Here is a 15,505-nt window from a genome sequence, read left to right as displayed (position 1 = left end):
GGGCTTCTCGGAGCAACTGATGAAACCGAACCTCATGCCTTCGAGGCTGCACTCCGCATGGCGGCTCGTCGCGGTGGCGGCGCTCGTGCTGTCGCTTGCGGCCTGCAAGCAGGAACTCTACGGGCAATTGACCGAAAGCGACTGCAACGAAATGGCGGCCGCGCTGCTGATGTCCGGCGTCGACGCGCAAAAGAGCACGCCCGATGGCGGCAAGACCTGGTCGGTCAGCGTCGACGAAAAGCAGATCGTGCATGCGGTGGAAGTGCTGCGCGCACGCGGCCTGCCGCGCAAGAAATTCGACGACCTCGGCTCGCTGTTCAAGAAGGACGGGCTCGTTTCCACGCCGACCGAGGAGCGCGTGCGCTTCATATACGGTTTGTCGCAGGAACTCGACGACACGTTGTCGAAGATCGACGGCGTGGTCGTGGCGCGCGTGCAGATCGTGCTGCCGAACAACGACCCGCTCGCACAGTCGGTCAAGCCGTCGTCCGCATCGGTCTTCATCAAGTACCGGCCCGACGCGAATCTCGAGCGGATGACGCCGGCGATCAAGAACCTGGTCGTGCACAGCATAGAGGGGCTGACCTACGATCAGGTCAGCGTGACCAGCGTGCCGGCCGATGCGCTCGATCCGCCCGCCCACCCGCACCGCCAGGACGGCTGGGTCGTCTATGCGGGCGGCGCGCTCGGCTTGCTGCTGTTGACGATCGCCGGCGGCTTCGCGCTGTTGCGCGGCAACCTGCTCAAGGGCGGCGGCGGACTTGCGGGCCTCCTCGCGCGCCGGGCGGGGCGTGCAGCGAAAGCGCCGGCATGACCGTCGATCCGAACGATCGCGTGGCCGGCATGGCAAGCATGGGTGAGCCCATGATGAGCGCATACGACGCAGCCGATGCATACGACGCAGCCGCCGACAGCGTTGCCGCCCCGCACGGCGAGACGCCGGCGGCCGTGGCGGCGAGACTGGCCGCCTACCATCGGCGCCGGCGTACGCTGTTCGACTGGATGCATCCGGCGTGGCTTGCACGCGTGCCCGGTGCGGACCGAATCGGCGCATGCAGCCCCGCGCAGGCCGAGGCGCTTGCCGATGCGCTGCTCGACGAATGGGGCATGCCGGTGCCGCCGCTTGCCGCGTTCAACGCGCCGGAAACGGCACTTGCGTTGCTGCCGGCGCACGATTGTCTGACCGTATTCCGCTTGCGCGCGCTCGTGGAGCAGGCGGAGCCGTTGCGCGCGTGGATCGACCGGCCGCGTCGCGAGAAGTTGACGGGCTGGATCGGGGCGCGCGGCGTCAATCTGCTCTTCGCGCGCGGGCGCGAGCTTGCCGGCGATGCGCGCTCGCTTGCCGCGCGCGCGCACCACGCGGCAGCGGTCATGCAAGTGCCGCTCGACGCCGCCGATGGCGATGACCTCGCGTGGCTCGGCTTTCGGCTGTTCGCGCGCGACCGCCGATGGGCGCCGGGCGGCCCGCTCGCGATCATGCGGTTGGCCATGCCGGCGCGCGACGACGGGGGGCCGTTGCCGTTCCCTTCGTTGCCGCCGTCGCTACCGTCTTCGGAAGGCTCGAGCCCGAGCCTTTCGATCGTCTCGCAACTGCCCGACTTGTTTCCGGAGGGGTCATGGTGATCTGGTTACGCAATCCGCAGGCCGAAGGCACGGACCTCGGGGTGGGCGTCGAAGGCGACGTCCTGCGTCATGAACGCGTCGCGGCGATCGTCGAGATCGATGCGGCGTACGCCGAGATGCGCCGGCAATGCGACGAGGCGCTGGACGCGGCGCGCGCCGAGGCCCGCATGCTGCTCGACGAAGCCCGCGCCCGCGCGGACGAACTCGTCGAGCGCGCCATGCGCGAGTTCGCGCAAGCGGCCGAGCGCGGCTATGACGACGGTTTGCGGCGGGGGCTGACCGATTGGCACGAACGCGCGGCGGCCGCGCATGCCGAAGCCTGCCGGCTCGCGCCCGGGCAGCATGACCGGCTGGCCGGGCTGGTGACGCTGGCGGTCGAGCAGATCGTCGCGTCAGTGGATCCCAAGGCGCTTTTCGCCCGCGCGGCCGCGACGGTCGAGCGGGTCGTCGCCGACGGCAGCCCCGTTCATCTGCGTGTTCATCCGTCGGATCTGGCCGCGGCGAGCGCGGCCTTCGACGAAGCGGCCGCGGCGTGGCGCGAGGCCGGGCGCTCCGTGCGGCTGTGCGTGGCGGCCGACGCGACGCTTGCGCCCGGCGCATGCGTCGCCGAAACCGACCTGGGCGCGATCGACGCGAGCTTGTCGTTGCACTTGGCGGCGATGCGCGATGCCCTGGCGCGCGCGGTGCGAAGCGTGACGGAGGGCCCATCGCGCGACGCGCCGGATGCGCGGCCCGGGGATGACGCGCAAGCCGTCGACGTGCAGACCGGTTTCGCGGGCAACGACGAGGGGCCGATCGGCGAGTACGCCGTCGGAGCCGGCGAGGGCCTGGCGGACCCGGATGCGCGCACGGACGACGGCGACGACGGCGACATCAGCGACATCAGCGACATCAGCGACATCAGCGACATCAGCGACATCAGCGACATCAGCGACATCAGCAACATCGGCGACATCGGCGACATCGGCGACATCGGCGACATCGGCGACATCGGCGACATCGGCGACGAAGAAGGTTGGCAAGACGAGGCCGCGGCCGTGCAAACGGCGGGCGACCTGCGCGACGAGGGTTGGACCGATGCCGCGTATGCCGACGCCGATGCGATGTCCATCTGAACCGATCTTCGAGCGGCACGTGGAAGAAGACACGACAACGAAAGGAGCGCCATGATCGACAGCGCGGACGGTTTCGAAACCGACGAAGCGAGCGGGGTGCCCATCGCGCAGCTACGGGACGTACGCGGCTTCTCGGCGCTGATGGATGCGATGGAGCGCGAACTGCGCGCCCGCCCACAACCCGCCGCATGCGGCAAGGTCCAGGAAGTGATCGGCACGCTCGTACGCGTATCGGGGCTCGATGCGACGCTCGGCGAGCTATGCGAGCTGCGCTCGCCCGAAGGCGCGTTGCTGCAGCGTGCCGAGGTGGTCGGCTTCTCGCGCGACGTCGCGCTGCTCTCGCCGTTCGGCCGGCTCGGCAGCGTGTCGCGGGCGACACGCGTGGTGGGACTCCGGCGTCCGCTTTCGCTGCGCATCGGCCCCCGCCTGCTCGGCCGCGTGATCGACAGCCTGGGCGAGCCGATCGACGGCAAGGGGCCGCTCGAATGCGACGAGTGGCAGCCCGTCATCGCCGATCCGCCCGATCCGATGTCGCGGCCCGTCGTCGATACCCCGATGCCGACGGGCGTGCGCGTCGTCGACGGCATGATGACGCTGGCCGAGGGCCAGCGCATGGGCATCTTCGCGCCGGCCGGCGTCGGCAAGAGTACGTTGATGGGCATGTTCGCGCGCGGGGCGCGCTGCGACGTCAACGTGATCGCGTTGATCGGGGAGCGCGGCCGCGAAGTGCGCGAATTCTGCGAGCACATTCTCGGGCCCGAGGGAATGGCCCGCTCGGTCGTCGTCTGCGCGACATCGGACCGCTCTTCGATCGAGCGCGCGAAGGCCGCTTATGCGGCAACGGCGGTGGCCGAATACTTCCGCGACCGCGGCATGCGTGTGCTGCTGATGATGGATTCGCTGACGCGCTTTGCGCGTGCGCAGCGCGAAATCGGCCTGGCGATGGGCGAGCCGCCGACGCGGCGCGGCTTTCCACCGTCGATCTTCGCGGAGCTGCCGCGGCTGCTGGAGCGCGCGGGCCGCTCGGAGCATGGTTCGATCACCGCCCTTTATACCGTGCTGGCCGAGGACGAATCGGGCGGCGACCCGATCGCCGAGGAAGTACGGGGCATTCTCGACGGCCACATGATTCTTTCGCGCGAGATTGCGGCACAGAACCGCTATCCGGCGATCGACGTGCTCGGCAGTCTTTCTCGCGTGATGACGCAGGTGGTGCCGCGCGAGCACGTGGCGGCGGCGGGGCACGTGCGCCGGTTGATGGCCAAGCACAAGGAGGTCGAATTGCTGCTGCAGGTGGGCGAGTATCAGAGCGGCACCGATGCGCTTGCCGACGAAGCCATCGCGAAGATCGACGCGATTCGGGATTTCCTCGGCCAACCGACCGATCTGCTCGTCGACCCGAACGACACGCTCGCGGCCCTCGGCGAGATCGTGCAGTCCTGATGCCGGAGGCAAGCGATGAAAGACCGCCGCGTTGCCGCGTTCGAGCGCGTGCTCTCGCGCCGCCGCCAGCTCGATCGCAAGCTCAATGCGGCGCTCGGCGGCTTGCGCGGCGAGCTGCAGGCGCTCATCGACGCGTTGGAGGAAAGCCGCGCGGCGGTGCGCGCGCATGCGGCCGGGCTCGCCGCGCACGACGGCAAGATCGACGCGATGCTGGGCAGCGTTTCCTTCCGGGCGGACGCGTATCTGAAGCTGCGCGAATTCCGCTCGCACGCGGCCGAGCAGCACGCGATGCTCGAGGCCCGGGCGGCGCAGGCCGGGCAGGCGCTGGCGGCGAAGGAGGCGCAGATCGGTGCGCTGCGCACGGAGATCCTGCGCAACCGTGCCCGCATCGACATCTACGAGAAGCGGCGCGACACGCTCGTCAAGGCGATCGAGCTCGCGATCGAGGACGCGCAGGACGAGGAAACATCGGAGAGCCGCCGGCCCAGCCCGGCGTTTTGAAGCGGCGAGCGCGCCCGCAAGCCGCGCATCCATTGAACGACAGGCGACTGAAATGAGCGAGATTACCTTCGCATCGATCGAATCGAGCCATCAACTGGTCAGGTTTCTGATCGTGCTGGGCCTTTGCAGCGAACGATTGATGGTCCTGATGATGATTTTTCCGCCGACGTCCGACAACGTCGTGCAAGGCCGCGTGCGCACCGCGCTGGCGCTGCTGTGGGGCAGCTTCATCGCCTACGGGCAACGCGGCCTGCTCGAGCAAGGGGATGCGACGATGCTCGTGGGCATCGGGTTGAAGGAGGCGCTGATCGGCGTCGGCCTGGGCTTCGCGGCGTCGACGGTGTTCTGGGCCGCCGAGAGCGTCGGCACGTACGTCGACGATCTGACCGGTTTCAATCAACTGCAGATGCAGAACCCGAGCCAGGGGCAGCAGACGTCGCTGACTTCCACGCTCCTGAGCCAGTTCGCGATCGCGGCGTTCTGGTGTCTGGGCGGCATGACGTTCCTCCTCGGCGCGATCTACGAATCGTATACCTGGTGGCCGCTGGCGAACCTCATGCCGGCCGGGGGATCGGTACTCGAATCGTTCGTGCTGCTGAAGACCGACTCGCTGATGGAAACGGTGGCGAAGCTGGCCACGCCGATGATGCTGATGCTGCTGCTGATCGATATCGGCTTCGGCTTTACCGGGAAGGTGTCGCAAAAGCTCGATCTGCCGTCGCTGGCGCAGCCCGTGAAAGGCGCGCTCACGATCCTGATGCTCGCGCTGATGGCGGCGATTTTCATCGATCAGGTACGCGATCAGCTGTCGCTCGTGGGCATCGCGGCCGAGGCGAGGGCGCTCGCGGGCGGCAAGTGAAACGCGCCGAATGCGCGAGCGAGCGCAAGTATGCGTTCGACGATGGCGATTGACGGAAAAGGCCGGGAGAAGAACATGATCGAGACGTTGAGCGACAACGCGATCGTTACGGGGATGATGGACGTGCTGTGGGCCGGTGCGGCGCTGGATACGTTTTCGGACGTTCAGGACCTGCTCGATGCGATGGCGGTGCTGCGTCCCGGGAACGGCGAAATGCGCGAGGTGCTGGCCTGGTGGCATGTGCGGGCACGCGCGTGGGGCGAGGCGCTGAGCGAATTGCGCCGGGTCGAGCGCGATGGCGCGCTGTCGTCGCGCGGCATGGCGCTCGCGGCCGTATGTCTTTACGCGCTTGGCGATGCATCGTGGCGTACCTATGCCTACGCGGCGGCGTACCGATCCGACGACCCGATGGCGACGCGCACCGCCCAGGCGCTGCTCGCCGCGCCCGCGATCGGGCGCGGATAGCCGTCCGCAAGCTCCCAGCGCCGTGTTCGGCCGCCTTCCCGCCGAAAGAACGGGAGAGCGCGCAACATCGCCGCCGCTCATATCACGCGGATTCACCCGCCCCCGCTGGATCGTAGAACAGCGCAAACAGTTCCGACTGCGACCCGACACCGAGCTTTGCATAGATGTGCTTCTTGTGTGCGCGCACGGTCTCGAACGAGATCGACAGTTTTTCCCCGATCGCCCGCGTGGAGAAGCCGCTCAACGACAGCATCGCCACTTCGGTTTCACGCGTCGTCAATGCGCCGCGTCCGCTCTTTCCGGTCAGCATGCCGAAGCGCGTGTGCGGATCGGGCGCTTCGGGTTGCCTCGCGCGCGGCGTTTCGTTCACGACGAACGTTTCGAAGCGCAGGCGCTGCTGCATCAACGACAGCACCCAGGGTGTGTAAAGCGTAAGCAATGCGATCTCGCGCTCGTCGTATTTGCTCGTCTTGCCGAGCGAGAAGCCCAGCGTGTGATCGCGATCGATCACGACGTTGAAATGCACTTCGTCACCGACGATGTTCTTCTTGAAGTACCGCTGGTAATACTCGGTCATCCGGAAGTTGTCCGGCGCGACGTCGGCGAGCGTGTAGAAGCCCGACGCCTGCGTTTCGAACGCGGCGAGATAGAACGGATCGAGCTGGTAGAGCGCGGCCAGATAGTCCTGGAACATCAGGTCGATCTTGCCGTCCGGCATCGCCTGTTCGGCAAGCACGAGCGGCGCCGCATCGCGCGCGAAGCGCAGCGCGACCCAGTTGTCGAAATCGAGATGCCGCTCGAGTACGCGCGTGAGACGCGCCCAGAAATGCGGGCCGTCGAGGGCGTCGATGGCCGAGCCAATCTCCCGATGAAAAGCGAGATCTCGCCATTCGAGGTCCATCGTGTGCTCCGGTGAGGGTAACCCTGGCGGGGAATTTCAGGTCAAAAATAATAACCCGATAATCGGCCTCGATTCGACGGGCGGCGGGCCGTTCGCCGCTTCGCTCGACGCGCGTCGCATGACTCGTGCAACGCATACGACATGCCACTGAAAGGCAATTGGAAGGAGAGGGCTTCATGCAGGTAGAACTCGCGCAACTGTCGCTCGTCGACGGAGACGTCGTGCACAACACGCGCAAGGTGATCGACACGATCGAGCGCGCCGACGTGGCCGGCGGCACGAAACTGATCGTGTTCCCCGAAACGACGCTGTCGGGTTTCCCGACGCGGGAGAACGTCGCCGACGTCGCCGAGACGCTCGACGGCCCGCGGCTGGTGGCGGTACGCGATGCGGCACGTCGCAAGGGCGTTGCCGTCGCGGTGGGCCTCGCGGAGCGCGACGGCGAACGGTTCTACAACACGACGGTACTCGTCGACGAGCGGGGCGACATCGTCCTGCGCTATCGCAAGACCCATCTGTGGGCGTCGGATGTCGGCGTATTCACGCCGGGCGACCGCTTCGCGACCTGCGTCTGGAACGACCTGACGGTCGGCCTGCTGATCTGCTACGACATCGAATTCCCCGAGACGGCGCGCGCGGTCGCCGCGCTCGACGCCGATCTGCTGATCGTCACCAACGGCAACATGGACCCGTTCGGGCCCGTCCATCACCGCGCGATCGCGGCACGTGCGATGGAGAACCAGATGTTCGCGGTGATGGTGAATCGCTGCGGGCCCGGCGACGACGATCTGACGTTCGCCGGCCTGTCCACGCTGGTCGATCCGTTTGGCGAGAGCACGATCGAACTCGGCCGGGACGAAGCCGTCGCACCGGCGAGCCTCGATCCGACTCGCCTCGAAGCAAGTCGCGAGCATTACAGCTATCTGCACGACGCACGCGTGGCGCTCGGTCTGTCGCCTGTCGAACAGGTTGACGGGAGTCGCGTGCTCACGATCGACGCGGGCCGTCACCGCACCGAGTAGCCCGAATCCCCGGTCCATCCGATGCATGGAGCAGGGCGCGATGCCCGCACATGCCCGGTCGTCCCATTGACATGCCGGAAATGCCTGCCGCACGGCACCCAGGCACTCGCATCGGCCCCAGAGGGGCCCAGGAGATCACATGCAAGCGTCGTCATCCAGTGAACCCGTCCGCCTGAAGCGCACGCTCGGCCTGCCGTCCGTGCTGCTGTTCGGTCTCGCCTATATGGCGCCGCTGATCGTCTACGGTACCTACGGCGTGCTCGCCAAGGCCAGCGACGATACGGCCGCGCTCGCCTATCTGCTCGCGCTGATCGCCATCGCATTCACCGCGCTCAGCTACGGCAAGCTCGCGCGGCTCTATCCGGCCGCCGGCTCGGCCTACACGTACACGCGCAGGACGTTCAACCCGCACCTGGGCTTCATGATCGGCTGGGCGACGCTGCTCGATTATTTCTTCCTGCCGATGGTGATCTGGCTGATCGGTGCGGCGTACCTGAACGCGGCATTTCCGCACGTGCCGACCTGGATCTGGATCGTCGCGTTCATCGTGCTGACGAGCGGATTGAACATCGTCGGCATCGAACTGGCCGCGCGCTTCAATATCGTGCTGATGGTCGTGCAACTGGCGATCGTCGCGATGTTCGTCGTGCTGTGCTGGCACTATGCGTCGGCTGCGGCGGGCCCGGGCGGCATCGCGATGGCGGAGCCGTTCTTCAGGCCGCACGTGCCGTTCGGCGCGACGATGGCAGGCGCCGCGATCGCCGCGTATTCGTATCTCGGCTTCGACGCCGTCTCGACGTTGACCGAGGAAACGATCGATCCGAAAAAGAACATGCCGCGTGCGATCCTGCTGATTGCGCTGATCGGCGGCGCGATTTTCGTGATCGCGGCATATACGATGCAGCTCGCGCATCCCGGCGTCGAATTCAAGGATACGGATTCGGCCGCGTTCGAAGTCGCGAAGATGATCGGCGGCGACCTGTTCGTCACCGTGTTCCTCGCGGGCCTGATCCTCGCGCAGTTCGCATCGGGCATCTCCGCGCAAGCGAGCGTCGGGCGGCTGCTGTATGCGATGGGCCGCGACGAAATCCTGCCGAAGCGCATCTTCGGGTTCATTCATCCGCGCTTCAGGACGCCCGCGATCAATATCGCCCTCGCCGGCGTCGTCGGATTGATCGCGCTGAAGCTGGATGTCGCCACGTCGACGTCGTTCATCAACTTCGGCGCGTTCCTCGCCTTTACTGCCGTCAATCTTTGCGTGATCCGGCTGTATCTGTCGGACCATCACGGTGAGCGCAGGATCGGGGTATTCGGCGGCCTCGTGTTTCCGTTGATCGGCGCGGTGTCCGATATCTGGCTGCTCGTGAGCCTCGAGAAGACGGCGCTCGTGCTCGGCGTCGCATGGTTCGTGCTCGGGCTCGTGTATCTGTGCTGGATGACGCGGCTGTTTCGCCAGGCGCCGCCGGAAGTGGCGATTTGAACGACCGATCAGTGACGACGTGATCCGGAAGCTGGACGGGCGCACCCAATAACCTGCGGCAGGTTGCGCGACCCGGCCGCACGTGGCGGCCGCGGCCGCCGAAACTTGATCGGGAAAAGCACCAGAAGCTTGCGGAATTTCTTCCGGTTATAGTGGAATCGCTGAAGGTAGACGCGGCGCTGATTGCCGATACCGTTCAGGTAACGACCGTAGACGGGTGCTGTATGAAAAACATAATCGACAAGACCGCCGGACCGATCTGGGGCGTGGCAGCAGGATTGCTTCTTGCTGGTGCGGGATTGAGCTTGGGTATTTTCCCGGCGGCGCTGCGCAGCTCGGGCAGCGCAAACGACTTCATGGCGTCCGGCGTCGCGATGCTGGGCATCTTCCTCGTCGTCTATTCCACGCACGAACTGCGAAGAAAGCGCTCGCACTGAGCGTTCGCGCCCCGCTGATCGCGACACGCGACTCGAGCCGGCCGACGGCGCCGGGCGGGCGCTACGCGTTGCGGATTTCGTGGTTGTAGACGAGTTCGACGATTCGCTTCGTCGGAATACTCGCGCGCAGACGGTCGACGCTGTCGATCGGAAACCACTTGCATTTCTCGATCTCGTTGCTCGCTTGCGGCGTCTGGTCCGGCCCGACTTCCGCGAAGAACACGTGATGGATCTTCGCGAGTCCGGTGAACTGCATCGAGTACACCAGATCCTGGCCGGTCATGCCGGTTTCCTCGCCCAATTCGCGATGCGCGGCTTCGAGCGGGGTTTCCCCGCGCTTGATCGTGCCGCCGGGAAGGGCCCAGCGCGACGCCGCGCGCGTGACGAGCAACACGCGCGCATCGCGATAGCAGACGACGGTCGCGCGTTCCTTGATCGGAACGGCAGTCGTTTCGGGGGTTTGGTCGGGCGCGAGGGTTTGGGGCATGCGGTGATTCTAACCAGCCGAAATCGATCGGCCAAGGCGCCCTGACCGGGTTTGACGATTGATTGCCGTTACTGCCTTTCCGGCAGGAACCAGTTCATCACGAGCGCGCAGATGCCGCCCGTCGCCACGCCCGATTCCAGCACGTTCTTCAGCGCATGCGGCAGGTTGTTCAGAATGTCCGGCACCTGCGACACGCCGAGGCCGAGCGCGAGCGACACCGCGATGATCAGCAGCGCGCGGCGATCGAGGTGCACGCCCGCGAGGATGTTGATGCCCGACGCGGCCACGGCGCCGAACATCACCATCGCCGCACCGCCGAGCACGGGCTCGGGCACGGCCTGCAGCACGCCGGCGACGACCGGGAACAGGCCGAGCACGACGAGCATCGCCGCGATCCAGATGCCGACGTGACGGCTCGCGACGCCGGTGATCTGGATCACGCCGTTGTTCTGCGCGAATACCGAGCTCGGGAACGTGTTGAACACGCCGGCCAGCAGCGAGTTCGCACCGTTGACGAGCACGCCGCCCTTGATCCGCTGCATCCACACCGGCCCTTCGACCGGCTCGTTCGAGATCTTGCTGGTGGCCGTCACGTCGCCGATCGCCTCGAGCGACGTGACGAGGTAGATGATCAGCATCGGCACGAACAGCGCCCACGAGAAGCCGATGCCGAAATGCAGCGGCGTCGGCACCTGGAACAGCGCGGCCTGGTGCATGCCGGTGAAGTCGAGGCGGCCGAGGAACGCGGCCGCGAGGTAGCCGATCGCGAGCGCGATGACGAGCGCGGTGCTGCGCACCCAGACGACCGGCACGCGGTTCAGCAGGATGATCGTGCCGAGCACGAGGCCCGACAGCGTCAGGTTCTCGGCGCTCGCAAAGGTGCCCTTGGCCATCGCGCCGTAGCCGCCGCCCATGCTGATCAGGCCGACCTTGATCAGCGTGAGGCCGATCAGCAGCACGACGATACCGGTGACGAGCGGCGTGATCAGGCGCTTCACGAACGGCAGGATGCGCGACACGCCCATCTCGATGAACGACCCGGCGATCACGACGCCGAAGATCGCGGCCATCACGGTCTCGACCGGCGTGCCCTGCTTGACCATCAGGCTGCCGCCGGCGATCAGCGGGCCGACGAAGTTGAAGCTGGTGCCCTGGACGATCAGCAGGCCGGCGCCGAGCGGGCCGAAGCGCTTGCACTGGACGAAGGTCGCGATGCCGGAAATCACCAGCGACATCGACACGATCAGGGTCGTATCGCGGCTGGACACGCCGAGCGCCTGGCAGATCAGCAGGCCGGGCGTGACGATCGGCACGATGATCGCCAGCAGGTGCTGCAGCGCGGCGACGAACGCGACCATCGGCGCCGGCCGGTCGTTCGGGCCGTAGACGAGGTCGCGGGCCGCGTCTGCGGCGTCGGCGCCGTGGGAGGCGGATGGGGCGGAGGAGGCGGGTTGCATGGCGAGCGGGCGGGCAAGGTGGAAAGTGCGGCATTTTAGCCGAAGGGGCTGGCGGCGCCGCCCGGCCGGGCCGCGGTAGTGGGGCGTCGGCGGTGCGTTGCCGGCCGCGCGGCTGGCCGGCAAGCACGCCCGCAAACCCACGTCAGCCGGCCGCGCGGGCTCCCTTGCCGCGCGCCGTCGTGCGTGGCGGACGGGAATCCGGATACGCGCGCTGGCACACGGCGATGACCGTGTCGCGCAGACGGCGATGGACGGGGTCGCCGTGCATGCGCGGATGCCACAGCGCCGACACGAGGATCGCCGGCAGGCGGACCGGGACCTCGAAGCTGCGCAGCCCGAGCGCTTCGGTGAGCCCGGGCGAGCACGCGTTGCCGAGGCTCGAGCGCGGCACCAGCGCGATCAGGTCGGTGCTGGCCGCGACACGCATCGCGTCGGGGTAGCCCGGCACGACGACGTGCACCGCAGGGTCCGGGCCGTCATGGCCGGTCGAGTCGTCGGCCGGCCCGCCGAAATCGCCGAGTTGGGCCGCCATCACGTGGCGGCAGGCGGCATAGCGCGCGGCCGTGATCCGGGCCGACGCGAACAGCGGATGCCCGGCGCGCGCCACCGCGACGTGCCAGTCGTGAAAGAGCATGCGCGTATGCAGCTCGGGCGCGTCGTCGCCGCGCTTGCCGATCTCGAGGTCGACGGTGCCGTCGCGCAGCGCCTGCGGATCGCGGTCGAGCTTCGGGACGAAGCGGATCCGTACGTGCGGTGCGACGTCGGCCAGTGCGGCGACGACCGGGCCGGCCAGCATTTCCATGAATGATGCGGCCGCGCGAACGGTGAACGTAGCCGTGAGCGTTGCAAGATCGACGTCGGCCGTCGCCGGCCGGAGCACGGCGCGCGCGTCGCGCGCGACCGCATGGACACGGTCGCGCAGCGCGGCGGCATGAGGCGTCGGCACGAGCTTGCGCCCGGCGCGCACGAGCAATTGATCGCCGGTGGCGAGGCGCAGCCGCGTGAGCGTGCGGCTCATCGCGGACGTGCTCAGGCCCAGCCGGCGTGCGGCGCCGGTCACGCTGCTCTCCGACAGCAGCACGTCGAGCGCGGTGACGAGGTTCAGGTCGATGTCTTCCATGCGGACAGGATACGCTTTTGCGCCGATAACATGGCGTTGAGTGCAACTATCGATTGCATTGGGTGCGTCTGGCGCCTGTCATGGAGCGCGCCTATAGTGGGCGCATGACGAAACACTGCAAAGGCGAAAAACCATGCAATCGACTGAATCGAATCGACGAAATACCTCCGCGATCCTCCTCGTCGCGGCGTCGCGCGGCCTCGGACTGGCAATGGCGGAGGCATTCCTGAACAAGGGCTGGAACGTGACGGGCACCGTGCGCGAAGGATCGGGGCGCACCAAGCTGCACGACCTGGCCGACCGGTTCGACGGCCGGCTCGAGATCGGCACGCTCGACATCTGCGAGCCCGCGCAACTGGCCGCGCTGCGCGAGCGCCTGTCCGGCCGGCGCTTCGACATGCTGTTCGTGAATGCGGGCACGACCAACGATCCGAATGAAACGATCGGCGAAGTGACGACCGACGAATTCGTGCGCGTGATGATCACGAATGCGCTGGCGCCGATGCGCGCGATCGAGACGCTGCAGGATCTCGTGACCGACGACGGGCTGATCGGCGCGATGTCGTCGGGGCAGGGCAGCGTCGCGAACAACGTCAGCGGGATGCGCGAGGTGTATCGCGGCAGCAAGGCCGCGCTGAACCAGTTCATGCGCAGCTTCGCGGCGCGTCAGGCCGATACGCGCCGCGCGCTGGCGCTGATGGCGCCCGGCTGGGTCCGCACCGAACTCGGCGGGCCCGACGCGCGCCTGACCATCGACGAGAGCGTGCCGAGCCTCGTCGACGTGCTGCTGGCGAAGCGGGCGCGGCCCGGGCTCGAGTATCTCGACTATCTGGGGCGGACGGTGCCGTGGTAGCCGGGGCGGCGGCGCAAGCGCGCGGCGGCCGGCCCGGTTCCGGCTCGGCGTGAACGTGCGGCGCGATTCGGCCTGCCGTTGGCGGCCCGGTCGCGGCACAGCGCAGGCCGTGCCGATTCAATACAATGCGACGACGCGTCAGCGATACGGTGCCGCCTCATCGCGTTTGAATTCATCCGGTTCGTGGCGGATGGGGGGCGCTCCCGTCGCGACGGGCTTGTGTCCAACATGGAGCGCAGCATGAACGAACCCTATCTGCAGGTCATCGCGCATTTCTTCGCGAAACCCGGCAACGGCGACCGCGTGGTCGAGCTGCTGGCCGAACTCGCGCCGGCCACGCGCACCGAGCCGAAAAACCTCGACTACGCGTACTTCCGGTCCCCGGAGAACCCCGACCACATCGTGATCCTCGAGCGTTACAGCGAGGCCGACGGCCTCGACGTGCATCGGGAAACGCCGCATTTCCAGCGGATCGGTGTCGGCGCGATCATGCCGTTGCTCGAGCGTCGCGACGTGATCCGCTACATGGTGCAGCCGGACACCGGCACGGCGACGCCCCCGGGAGGCGCCCAATGAACCCGTTTCAATTCCGCACCGTTCCGACGCAGATCGTCGAATTCGGCGCCGCGCGCCGGCTCGGCGCGCTGTTGCGCGAACGCTTTCCGGCGCTCGCGCGCCTGTGCGTCGTCACCGATGCGTTCCTGCACCGCAGCGGCGTGCTCGCGCCCGCGCTGGAGAGCCTCGCCGCGCACGGCTGGCAGGTCGCCGTGATCGACGACGTGATCGCCGATCCGCCCGAGCACGTGGTGCTCGAAGCAACCGCGCGAGCCGTCGCGGCCGATGCCGAGATCGTGCTCGGTCTCGGCGGCGGCTCGTCGATGGACGTCGCGAAGCTGATCGCGGTGCTCGCGCCGGGCCAGCAGGCGCTGGCCGACATGTACGGCGTCGACAAGGTCGCGAGCGCGAGGCTGCCGCTCGTGCAGATGCCGACCACGGCCGGCACCGGCTCCGAGGTCACGGCCGTGTCGATCGTCACGGTCGGGGAGGCGCGCAAGATGGGCGTCGTGTCGCCGCACCTGTTCGCGGACGTCGCGATCCTCGACGCGGAACTCACGCTCGGCCTGCCGCGTGCGGCGACGGCCGCCACCGGCATCGACGCGATGGTGCATGCGATCGAGGCGTACACGTCCGCGCGGCTGAAGAATCCGATATCCGACATGCTGGCGACGCACGCGCTGACGCTGCTGTCGCGCAACCTGCTGGCCGCATGCGACGACGGGCAGAACCGGCACGCGCGCGAAGCGATGCTGGTCGGCGCGATGTTCGCGGGGCAGGCGTTCGCGAATGCGCCGGTCGCGGCCGTGCACGCGCTGGCTTATCCGGTCGGCGGGATCTTCCACGTGCCGCACGGGTTGTCGAATGCGTTGGTGCTGCCGCACGTGCTGCGCTTCAATGCGCCGGCGGCCGCGCCGCTTTACGCGGAACTGGCGGCCATCGTCGCGCCGTCGGCCACGGGCAGCGACGAAGCGAAAACGCATGCGCTGATCGCCGAGATCGACCGGCTGATCGTCGCGACGGGCATTCCGCGCACGCTGCGCGACGTCGGTATCGGCGAGGACGACTTGCCGAGGATGGCGTCGGACGCGATGTTGCAGACGCGTCTGCTCGTGAACAATCCGCGCGAGGTGACCGAGGCCGACGCGCTGGCGATCTACCGGCAGGCGTGGTGACGCGGCGGGCGC

Annotated in this window: 17 protein-coding genes; 13 read left to right on the top strand and 4 right to left on the bottom strand. The window is 67.6% G+C overall.

The window, feature by feature from the left end:
* Nucleotides 1-19 precede the first annotated feature (19 nt).
* From sctJ to HWX76_RS01250, 7 genes are all read left to right on the top strand, one after another.
* Nucleotides 20-814 (top strand): type III secretion inner membrane ring lipoprotein SctJ, encoded by a 795-nt coding sequence (gene sctJ / locus HWX76_RS01280; protein ID WP_050011152.1) that lies wholly within the window; start codon nucleotides 20-22, stop codon nucleotides 812-814.
* The gene (locus HWX76_RS01275; RefSeq protein WP_244137927.1) at nucleotides 811-1,623 is read left to right on the top strand and encodes a type III secretion protein HrpB4; all 813 of its coding nucleotides are present in this window, start codon (nucleotides 811-813) and stop codon (nucleotides 1,621-1,623) included. The genes sctJ and HWX76_RS01275 overlap by 4 nt, the downstream gene beginning before the upstream one ends.
* Entirely contained in the window at nucleotides 1,617-2,738 is a 1,122-nt protein-coding gene (gene sctL / locus HWX76_RS01270; RefSeq protein ID WP_176015390.1) for a type III secretion system stator protein SctL, read from the top strand. Before HWX76_RS01275 ends, sctL begins: the two co-directional genes overlap by 7 nt.
* 51 nt (nucleotides 2,739-2,789) lie before the next feature.
* A complete protein-coding gene (gene sctN, locus HWX76_RS01265) occupies nucleotides 2,790-4,181 on the top strand; it encodes a type III secretion system ATPase SctN (protein WP_080334121.1) in 1,392 nt (463 codons plus the stop codon).
* A gap of 15 nt (nucleotides 4,182-4,196) precedes the next feature.
* Nucleotides 4,197-4,682 carry a type III secretion system protein gene (locus HWX76_RS01260; protein WP_050011150.1) on the top strand — a complete coding sequence of 162 codons (486 nt, stop codon included), beginning with the start codon at nucleotides 4,197-4,199 and terminating at the stop codon, nucleotides 4,680-4,682.
* A gap of 52 nt (nucleotides 4,683-4,734) precedes the next feature.
* Nucleotides 4,735-5,541 (top strand): type III secretion system export apparatus subunit SctT, encoded by an 807-nt coding sequence (gene sctT / locus HWX76_RS01255; protein ID WP_050011149.1) that lies wholly within the window; start codon nucleotides 4,735-4,737, stop codon nucleotides 5,539-5,541.
* 75 nt (nucleotides 5,542-5,616) lie between these two features.
* Entirely contained in the window at nucleotides 5,617-6,006 is a 390-nt protein-coding gene (locus HWX76_RS01250; RefSeq protein WP_050011378.1) for an HrpB1 family type III secretion system apparatus protein, read from the top strand.
* Nucleotides 6,007-6,088: 82 nt separating this feature from the next.
* Here the strand turns inward: HWX76_RS01250 and HWX76_RS01245 are convergent, their stop codons facing one another.
* A complete protein-coding gene (locus HWX76_RS01245; RefSeq protein WP_124554053.1) occupies nucleotides 6,089-6,907 on the bottom strand; it encodes a helix-turn-helix transcriptional regulator in 819 nt (272 codons plus the stop codon).
* 176 nt (nucleotides 6,908-7,083) lie between these two features.
* On the opposite strand from HWX76_RS01245, the gene HWX76_RS01240 reads away from it, so the two are divergent.
* The 3 genes from HWX76_RS01240 to HWX76_RS01230 all read left to right on the top strand — a co-directional run bounded on the left by HWX76_RS01240 (nucleotide 7,084) and on the right by HWX76_RS01230 (nucleotide 9,846).
* Nucleotides 7,084-7,929, top strand: coding sequence for a carbon-nitrogen hydrolase family protein (locus HWX76_RS01240; protein ID WP_176015389.1), 846 nt, complete (start codon nucleotides 7,084-7,086; stop codon nucleotides 7,927-7,929).
* A 139-nt stretch (nucleotides 7,930-8,068) separates the two neighbouring features.
* Nucleotides 8,069-9,409, top strand: coding sequence for an APC family permease (locus tag HWX76_RS01235; RefSeq protein ID WP_050011146.1), 1,341 nt, complete (start codon nucleotides 8,069-8,071; stop codon nucleotides 9,407-9,409).
* Nucleotides 9,410-9,633: 224 nt separating this feature from the next.
* Nucleotides 9,634-9,846: a hypothetical protein gene (locus HWX76_RS01230; RefSeq protein WP_050011377.1), complete on the top strand. Its 213-nt coding sequence runs from the start codon at nucleotides 9,634-9,636 to the stop codon at nucleotides 9,844-9,846.
* Between the two features lie 61 nt (nucleotides 9,847-9,907).
* Here HWX76_RS01230 and HWX76_RS01225 read toward each other — a convergent pair whose 3' ends face one another.
* The 3 genes from HWX76_RS01225 to HWX76_RS01215 form a co-directional block, all read right to left on the bottom strand.
* Nucleotides 9,908-10,333 (bottom strand): NUDIX hydrolase, encoded by a 426-nt coding sequence (locus HWX76_RS01225; RefSeq protein WP_050011145.1) that lies wholly within the window; start codon nucleotides 10,331-10,333, stop codon nucleotides 9,908-9,910.
* 68 nt (nucleotides 10,334-10,401) lie between these two features.
* Nucleotides 10,402-11,790 (bottom strand): nucleobase:cation symporter-2 family protein, encoded by a 1,389-nt coding sequence (locus HWX76_RS01220; RefSeq protein WP_089489232.1) that lies wholly within the window; start codon nucleotides 11,788-11,790, stop codon nucleotides 10,402-10,404.
* A 142-nt stretch (nucleotides 11,791-11,932) separates the two neighbouring features.
* The gene (locus tag HWX76_RS01215) at nucleotides 11,933-12,910 is read right to left on the bottom strand and encodes a LysR family transcriptional regulator (RefSeq protein ID WP_176015388.1); all 978 of its coding nucleotides are present in this window, start codon (nucleotides 12,908-12,910) and stop codon (nucleotides 11,933-11,935) included.
* 133 nt (nucleotides 12,911-13,043) lie between these two features.
* Between HWX76_RS01215 and HWX76_RS01210 the strand changes: the two genes are divergently transcribed.
* The 3 genes from HWX76_RS01210 (at nucleotide 13,044) to HWX76_RS01200 (ending at nucleotide 15,493) form a co-directional block, all read left to right on the top strand.
* Nucleotides 13,044-13,763, top strand: coding sequence for an SDR family oxidoreductase (locus HWX76_RS01210; protein WP_050011142.1), 720 nt, complete (start codon nucleotides 13,044-13,046; stop codon nucleotides 13,761-13,763).
* A gap of 240 nt (nucleotides 13,764-14,003) precedes the next feature.
* Nucleotides 14,004-14,339: a putative quinol monooxygenase gene (locus HWX76_RS01205; protein WP_089489735.1), complete on the top strand. Its 336-nt coding sequence runs from the start codon at nucleotides 14,004-14,006 to the stop codon at nucleotides 14,337-14,339.
* On the top strand, nucleotides 14,336-15,493 hold the full coding sequence (locus HWX76_RS01200) for an iron-containing alcohol dehydrogenase (protein ID WP_124593801.1): 1,158 nt from the start codon (nucleotides 14,336-14,338) through the stop codon (nucleotides 15,491-15,493). Before HWX76_RS01205 ends, HWX76_RS01200 begins: the two co-directional genes overlap by 4 nt.
* The last annotated feature ends 12 nt before the right edge of the window (nucleotides 15,494-15,505 follow it).

It is taken from the genome of Burkholderia sp. BCC0398 (assembly GCF_902833245.1).
In the GTDB taxonomy this organism is placed as follows: Bacteria; Pseudomonadota; Gammaproteobacteria; order Burkholderiales; family Burkholderiaceae; genus Burkholderia; species Burkholderia sola.
The sequence above is the reverse complement of the archived record's forward strand: the minus strand, read 5'-3'. Positions and strand labels throughout refer to the sequence as shown.